Source organism: Streptomyces sp. NPDC055078, assembly GCF_053607985.1.
This window is the reverse complement of sequence record NZ_JBSGUP010000464.1, coordinates 1-6,557: the sequence shown is the minus strand read 5'-3', so window position 1 is coordinate 6,557 and position 6,557 is coordinate 1. Positions and strand designations below refer to the sequence as shown.

Genomic DNA, 6,557 nt, shown 5'->3' with positions numbered 1-6,557 from the left:
CCTGCGACCGGGCCGGGACCTCCTTATACGCCTGCGCCGCCCGCTTCTCGGTCCCGTGCGGAGGGCTACTCCACCGGCTGTGGTTCCGGTGCGCCCTGCGGATCCGGTGCGGGGCTGGGGTCGGCCGGGGGTGTCTTCACGGAGTCCAGGAGCAGTTGGGCGACATCGACGACCTGGAGACTCTCCTTGGCGGTGCCGTCGTTCTTCTTGCTGTTGACGGAGTCGGTGAGCATGACGAGGCAGAAGGGGCAGGCCGTCGACACGATGTCCGGGTTGAGGGAGAGGGCCTCGTCGACGCGCTCGTTGTTGATGCGCTTGCCGATCCGCTCCTCCATCCACATCCGCGCGCCGCCCGCGCCACAGCAGAAGCCGCGCTCCTTGTGGCGGTGCATCTCCTGCTGGCGCAGGCCGGGGACGGCGGACATGATCTCGCGCGGGGGTGTGTAGACCTTGTTGTGACGCCCGAGGTAGCAGGGGTCGTGGTACGTGATCAGGCCGTCGACCGGGGTCACGGGGGTGAGCCTGCCCTCGTCGATGAGGTGCTGGAGAAGCTGGGTGTGGTGGATGACCTCGAACTCGCCGCCCAGCTGGGGGTACTCGTTCGCGATCGTGTTGAAGCAGTGGGGGCAGGTGGCGACGATCTTCTTCGCGGACTTCGGCTTCCTGGTCGACTCGTCCTCGTCATCCTCGCCGAAGGCCATGTTCAGCATCATGACGTTCTCCTGGCCGAGCTGCTGGAACAGCGGCTCGTTGCCCAGGCGGCGCGGTGAGTCACCGGTGCACTTCTCGTCCCCGCCCATGATCGCGAATTTCACGCCGGCGATATGGAGGAGTTCGGCGAACGCCTTGGTGGTCTTCTTGGCGCGGTCCTCCAGGGCGCCCGCGCAGCCGACCCAGTACAGGTAGTCGACCTCGGAGAGGTCCTCGACGTCCTGACCGACGATCGGCACCTCGAAGTCGACCTCCTTGGTCCACTCCACGCGCGCCTTCTTGGCCAGCCCCCAGGGGTTGCCCTTCTTCTCCAGGTTCTTGAGCATGGTGCCCGCCTCGGACGGGAACGCGGACTCGATCATCACCTGGTAGCGGCGCATGTCGACAATGTGGTCGATGTGCTCGATGTCGACCGGGCACTGCTCCACACACGCGCCACAGGTCGTGCAGGACCACAGGACGTCCGGGTCGATGACGCCGTTCTCCTCCAGCGTGCCGATCAGCGGGCGCTCCGCCTCCGCCAGCGCGGCGGCCGGGACATCCTTAAGGGCCTCGGCGGTGGCCTTCTCCTCGCCCTCCATGGTCTTGCCGCCGCCGGCCAGCAGATACGGGGCCTTGGCGTGCGCGTGGTCGCGCAGGGACATGATCAGGAGCTTGGGGGAGAGCGGCTTGCCGGTGTTCCAGGCCGGGCACTGCGACTGGCACCGGCCGCACTCGGTGCAGGTGGAGAAGTCGAGGATGCCCTTCCAGGAGAAGTGCTCGACCTGGGAGGCGCCGAAGACGGCCTCCTCGGCGTCGTCGTCGAAGACCGTCTCGAAGTCGATCTCCTTGCCACCGGACGTCATGGGCCGGAGCGCGCCGAGCGCGGACGCGCCGTCGGCGTTCCGCTTGAACCAGATGTTGGGGAAACCGAGGAAGCGGTGCCAGGCGACACCCATATTGGTGTTGAGCGAGACGGTGATCATCCAGATCAGCGAGGTGCCGATCTTGACCGCGGCGGTGAAGTAGATCCATGTCTGGAGCGTGGAGACGCTCAGACCGTCGAAGGCCGCCACCAGGGGGTACGAGACGAAGTACCCGGCCTGGTAGCCGTCCACGTGGTGGATCGCACCCTCAAGACCGCGCAGGACGAGGATCGCGACGCCGATGGTGAGGATGACGTACTCGACGAAGTACGCCTGCCACGCCTTGGACCCTGCGAAGCGGGACTTGCGGCCCGCCCGGGAGGGGAGGCTGAGCAGCCGGATCGCCATCAGGACGAGGATGCCCACGACGGTCATCAGGCCGATGAACTCGATGTACATCTCGAACGGCGGGAACTCGCCGATGACCGGCAGCACCCAGTCGGCCTGGAAGAGCTGGCCGTACGCCTGGAGGAGGGTCGGCGGCAGGGTGAGGAAGCCGATCGCGACGAACCAGTGGGCGACTCCGACGATCCCCCAGCGGTTCATCCGGGTGTGGCCGAGGAACTCCTTGGCCAGGGTGATCGTGCGCTGTTTCGGCGCGTCGGTGCGGCTGCCCGCCGGCACGGCCTGGCCGAGCTTCACGAACCGGTAGATCTGCGCGACGGCTCGGGCGATGAGCGCAACACCGACCACCGTCAGGACCAGCGACACGACGATCGCGGCGAGCTGCATTTCGGGCTCCTCGGGCCTGCGAGGTGGGAACGATCCGGCGCGATTGAGCACTGCGTACCGCACACCGCATCGATACTAAGCGGTAACTTAATCAGTTCGTGCTGAGACTACCCATTTCTGCCGTCGCACTGTAGTTGGGCGGGCGGTGATCTGCGTCGCTCAGGCTCCCCTGACCAGCGTCCGGCCTGCTGTCCGGCCCGCTGTCCGGTCCGCTGTCCGGTCCGCCGTCCGCCGCCCAGCGGTGTGGCGCCCAGCGGCGTTGCACCCCGACGTCCGGCACCCCGACGTCCGGCGTCCAGCGGTGCGGTCCGCGCCGGGGCAGGGACCGCCCCCGTACCGCCACCGGGACCGTCCGGGCCAGGATCTTCAGGTCCAGTCCCAGCCAGTGTGCCTCCACATAGTGGAGATCGAGTACGGGCATCTCCTCCCACGGCAGCCCCGAGCGCCCGCCGATCTGCCACAGGCCGGTGATTCCGGGGCGTACGGCCTCTCTCGCGCGCTCCGTGCCCACGGCGGCAGCCGCTCTCGCGGGGGTCAGCGGGCGCGGGCCCACCAGGGACATCTCGCCTCGTACGACATTGATCAGCTGCGGCAGATGGTCGAGGAAGTGGTGGTGCAGCAGCCGCCCGACGCGGGTGCCCGGAGCCGTACGGAACGTCAGTATCGCGAACGGCCGGCCGTCCCGGCCCGCCCGGTCCCGGGAGACGAGCACCGGGCCCCGGGAGGTCGCGGCGACCGCCGCGGCGAGGGCGAGCAGCAGGGGGGTGAGCAGCGCCAGAAGGATCACGCTGCCGAGGAGATCCACGATTCGCTTCGCGGGCATGCGCGTACGTTCCTCATCTCGTCATCATCTGGTCACCCGTAACGCGGCATCCGTATCTCGTCATCCGTGATACGTCGGTCTCGGGTGGGTTTGTGTGGGTATCGACGGATGGGATGGTATCGGGGCATTTGGTAGATATCGCGGTCACCGCCCCGCACTCCGGCAGATGACGGGGGACTCGGGCGGGCGGCGGCGCTGCCCGGTGCGCCGCACGCGGGGGTGCGGGTGCAGGCTCCCGGTGGTGTCCCGGCAGGCGTGCGTGTGGGGTCCGATCGCCCCGGACAATCCCCGTGACGCTGCTCACGCCCCCGGGGTTGACCCCGTGGATGCCCAGGTCAGAGCCCGGGTGCGGATAAGTAGGAGATAAAAGTTGAGTGGGGTCGACTCAGCTCTGTTGACGCCGGGGGCGGGGTCATGCATCCTTGAGCCAGATCCACTCAAGTAGTCAGCTGGAGGAATTGACATGGCACGTGCGGTCGGCATCGACCTGGGCACGACTAACTCCGTCGTCAGCGTTCTGGAGGGCGGCGAGCCCACCGTCATCACCAACGCCGAGGGTGCCAGGACCACGCCGTCCGTCGTCGCCTTTGCGAAGAACGGTGAGGTGCTGGTCGGCGAGGTCGCCAAGCGCCAGGCGGTCACGAACGTCGACAGGACCATCCGGTCGGTCAAGCGCCATATGGGCACCGACTGGAAGATCGAGATCGACGGGAAGAACTTCAACCCGCAGCAGATGAGCGCCTTCATCCTGCAGAAGCTGAAGCGCGACGCGGAGTCCTACCTGGGCGAGAAGGTGGCCGACGCGGTCATCACCGTCCCGGCGTACTTCAACGACTCCGAGCGCCAGGCGACCAAGGAGGCCGGCGAGATCGCCGGTCTGAATGTGCTGCGGATCGTCAATGAGCCGACCGCCGCCGCCCTGGCGTACGGCCTGGACAAGGACGACCAGACCATCCTGGTCTTCGACCTCGGTGGCGGCACCTTCGACGTATCGCTGCTGGAGATCGGCGACGGCGTCGTCGAGGTGAAGGCGACCAACGGTGACAACCACCTCGGTGGTGACGACTGGGACCAGCGGGTCGTGGACTATCTGGTGAAGCAGTTCGCCAATGGTCACGGCGTGGACCTGGGCAAGGACAAGATGGCTCTCCAGCGTCTCCGCGAGGCCGCGGAGAAGGCGAAGATCGAGCTGTCGTCCTCCACCGAGACGACGATCAACCTTCCGTACATCACGGCGTCCGCCGAGGGCCCGCTGCACCTGGACGAGAAGCTGACCCGCGCCCAGTTCCAGCAGCTCACCGCGGATCTGCTGGAGCGCTGCAAGACCCCGTTCCACAACGTCATCAAGGACGCGAACATCCAGCTCTCCGAGATCGACCATGTCGTTCTCGTCGGCGGCTCCACCCGGATGCCCGCCGTCGCCGAACTGGTCAAGGGTCTGACCGAGGGCAAGGAAGCCAACAAGGGTGTGAACCCGGACGAGGTCGTCGCCATCGGCGCCTCGCTCCAGGCCGGTGTCCTCAAGGGTGAGGTCAAGGACGTCCTGCTCCTCGACGTGACCCCGCTGTCCCTCGGTATCGAGACCAAGGGCGGCATCATGACCAAGCTCATCGAGCGGAACACGACGATTCCGACGAAGCGCTCGGAGATCTTCACGACGGCCGAGGACAACCAGCCGTCCGTGCAGATCCAGGTCTACCAGGGCGAGCGCGAGATCGCCGCGTACAACAAGAAGCTCGGGATGTTCGAGCTGACCGGCCTGCCGCCCGCCCCGCGCGGGGTCCCGCAGATCGAGGTCTCCTTCGACATCGACGCCAACGGCATCATGCACGTGACCGCGAAGGACCTGGGCACGGGCAAGGAGCAGAAGATGACCGTCACCGGCGGCTCCTCGCTGCCGAAGGACGAGGTCGACCGGATGCGCCAGGAGGCCGAGCAGTACGCGGACGAGGACCACCGCCGCCGCGAGGCCGCCGAGACCCGTAACCAGGGCGAGCAGCTCGTCTACCAGACCGAGAAGTTCCTCAAGGACAACGAGGACAAGGTCCCGGGCGAGGTGAAGACCGAGGTCGAGACCGCCGTCGGCGAGCTGAAGGAGAAGCTCAAGGGCGAGGACTCCGCCGAGATCCGCACCGCCACCGAGAAGGTCGCGGCCGTCTCCCAGAAGCTGGGCCAGGCGATGTACGCCGACGCCCAGGCGCAGTCCGCCGCCGGTGACGCCCAGGGCGACGCCGGGGCCGCGGGCGCCGACGGGCAGCAGGCCAAGGCCGAGGACGATGTCGTGGACGCCGAGATCGTCGACGACGAGAAGGACACCAAGGGTGGTGCCGCGTGACGGAGGAGACTCCGGGATTCGATGAGAAGCCCGACGTCCCCTCCGGCGCCACTCCCGACGACGCCGCAGAGTCGGCCGGGTCCGCCGAGTCCCCTGAGAAGAAGGACCAGGCGGCCCCGGCAGGGGACGCAGCAAAGATCACCGGTCTGACGGCAGAGCTGGACCAGGTCCGTACGGCGCTCAGCGAGCGCACGGCCGACCTCCAGCGCCTCCAGGCCGAATACCAGAACTACCGCCGCCGCGTGGAGCGCGACAGGATCACGGTCAAGGAGATCGCCACGGCGTCCCTGCTGTCCGAGCTGCTGCCCGTGCTCGACGACATCGGCCGCGCCCGTGACCACGGGGAACTGGTCGGCGGCTTCAAGTCGGTCGCCGAGTCGCTGGAGACCGCCGTCGCCAAGATGGGCCTTCAGCAGTTCGGCAAGGAGGGCGAGCCCTTCGACCCGACGATCCATGAGGCCCTGATGCACAGTTACGCCCCGGATGTCACCGAGACCACATGCGTCGCGGTGCTCCAGCCGGGGTATCGCATCGGCGAGCGGACCATCAGGCCCGCCCGGGTCGCGGTGGCCGAGCCCCAGCCGGGCGCGGCCCCGGCGGGCGGCCAGACCGGATCGGGGGGCTCCGAGCCCGCCGCCGGAGAGCAGGACCGGAAGGGCCAGAAGGGCGAGAAGGCGCAAGACGAGGAGAGCGGTGGCCCGGACGAGGGCTGACGCAGGGATCGTCCGGAAGGAGGGACGTCGATGAGCACGAAGGACTTCGTCGAGAAGGACTACTACAAGGTTCTCGGCGTCCCCAAGGACGCCACCGAGGCCGAGATCAAGAAGGCGTACCGCAAGCTCGCCCGCGAGTTCCACCCGGACGCCAACAAGGGCGACGCCAAGGCCGAGGAGCGCTTCAAGGAGATCTCCGAGGCCAATGACATCCTCGGTGACCCCAAGCGGCGCAAGGAGTACGACGAGGCGCGGGCCCTCTTCGGCAACGGCGGGTTCCGGCCGGGACCCGGCGCCGGCGGCTCGTTCAACTTCGACCTGGGCGACCTCTTCGGAGG

At 67.7% G+C, this 6,557-nt stretch carries 5 protein-coding genes; 3 read left to right on the top strand and 2 right to left on the bottom strand.

Annotated elements, in window-relative coordinates; all coding sequences use genetic code 11:
• Positions 1-65: 65 nt before the first annotated feature.
• Complete coding sequence (locus ACWF94_RS29375; RefSeq protein ID WP_453495023.1) at positions 66-2,348, bottom strand: (Fe-S)-binding protein; 2,283 nt, start codon at positions 2,346-2,348, stop codon at positions 66-68.
• Between the two features lie 91 nt (positions 2,349-2,439).
• A complete protein-coding gene (locus ACWF94_RS29370; protein ID WP_453495020.1) occupies positions 2,440-3,171 on the bottom strand; it encodes a sugar transferase in 732 nt (243 codons plus the stop codon).
• A gap of 463 nt (positions 3,172-3,634) precedes the next feature.
• Between ACWF94_RS29370 and dnaK the strand changes: the two genes are divergently transcribed.
• The 3 genes from dnaK to ACWF94_RS29355 all read left to right on the top strand — a co-directional run.
• Positions 3,635-5,506: a molecular chaperone DnaK gene (dnaK, locus tag ACWF94_RS29365; protein ID WP_453495017.1), complete on the top strand. Its 1,872-nt coding sequence runs from the start codon at positions 3,635-3,637 to the stop codon at positions 5,504-5,506.
• Positions 5,503-6,219, top strand: a complete 717-nt coding sequence (gene grpE / locus ACWF94_RS29360; protein ID WP_453495014.1) for a nucleotide exchange factor GrpE — start codon at positions 5,503-5,505, stop codon at positions 6,217-6,219. Before dnaK ends, grpE begins: the two co-directional genes overlap by 4 nt.
• Before the next feature lie 30 nt (positions 6,220-6,249).
• Positions 6,250-6,557 (top strand): DnaJ domain-containing protein (locus ACWF94_RS29355; RefSeq protein ID WP_453495011.1); only part of this gene is annotated, 308 nt, incomplete at its 3' end.

Coding starts and splice junctions, on each gene's coding strand:
- dnaK (WP_453495017.1), top strand. CDS start 3,635: ATGGCACGTGCGGTCGGCATCGACCTGGGCACGACTAACTCCGTCGTC.
- ACWF94_RS29370 (WP_453495020.1), bottom strand. CDS start 3,171: ATGCCCGCGAAGCGAATCGTGGATCTCCTCGGCAGCGTGATCCTTCTG.
- ACWF94_RS29375 (WP_453495023.1), bottom strand. CDS start 2,348: ATGCAGCTCGCCGCGATCGTCGTGTCGCTGGTCCTGACGGTGGTCGGT.